The sequence below is a fragment of the Streptomyces sp. NBRC 110611 genome (genome assembly GCF_001590865.1).
Classification (GTDB): Bacteria; Actinomycetota; Actinomycetes; order Streptomycetales; family Streptomycetaceae; genus Streptomyces.
Genome location: NZ_BBUY01000094.1, coordinates 1 through 791 on the forward strand (window position 1 = coordinate 1; position 791 = coordinate 791).

1 protein-coding gene is annotated in these 791 nt (G+C 60.7%); it reads left to right on the forward strand.

Features of this window, described 5'->3' with window-relative positions; genetic code table 11:
* Positions 1-791, forward strand: a 791-nt coding sequence (locus AZE13_RS33515) for a cbb3-type cytochrome c oxidase subunit I (protein ID WP_181690559.1), incomplete at both ends; no start/stop codon positions are given.

Here is a 791-nt window from a genome sequence, read left to right on the forward strand (position 1 = left end):
GGGTCTGGCCTTCTCCGGTTTCGGCACGATCCTCGGTTCGGTCAACTTCATCACCACGATCATCTGCATGCGTGCGCCGGGCATGACGATGTTCCGGATGCCGATCTTCACGTGGAATGTGCTGCTGACCGGTGTGCTGGTCCTGCTGGCCTTCCCGGTGCTGGCGGCCGCGCTGTTCGCGCTGGAGGCGGACCGTAAATTCGGTGCGCATGTCTTCGATGCGGCCAATGGCGGTGCGCTGCTGTGGCAGCACCTGTTCTGGTTCTTCGGGCATCCCGAGGTGTACATCATCGCGCTGCCGTTCTTCGGCATCATTTCCGAGGTCATTCCGGTGTTCTCGCGGAAGCCGATGTTCGGTTACATGGGTCTGGTCGCGGCGACGGTTTCGATCGCGGGTCTGTCGGTGACGGTGTGGGCGCACCACATGTACGTCACGGGCGGCGTGCTCTTGCCGTTCTTCTCCTTCATGACATTCCTGATCGCGGTGCCGACCGGTGTGAAGTTCTTCAACTGGATCGGGACGATGTGGAAGGGATCGTTGTCGTTCGAGACGCCGATGCTGTGGGCGATCGGGTTCCTGATCACCTTCACGTTCGGTGGTCTGACCGGTGTGATCCTGGCGTCGCCGCCGATGGACTTCCATGTCTCGGACTCGTACTTCGTCGTGGCGCACTTCCACTACGTCATCTTCGGCACGGTCGTTTTCGCGATGTTCTCCGGCTTCCATTTCTGGTGGCCGAAGTTCACCGGCAAGATGCTCGACGAGCGCCTCGGCAAGATCACCTTCTGGA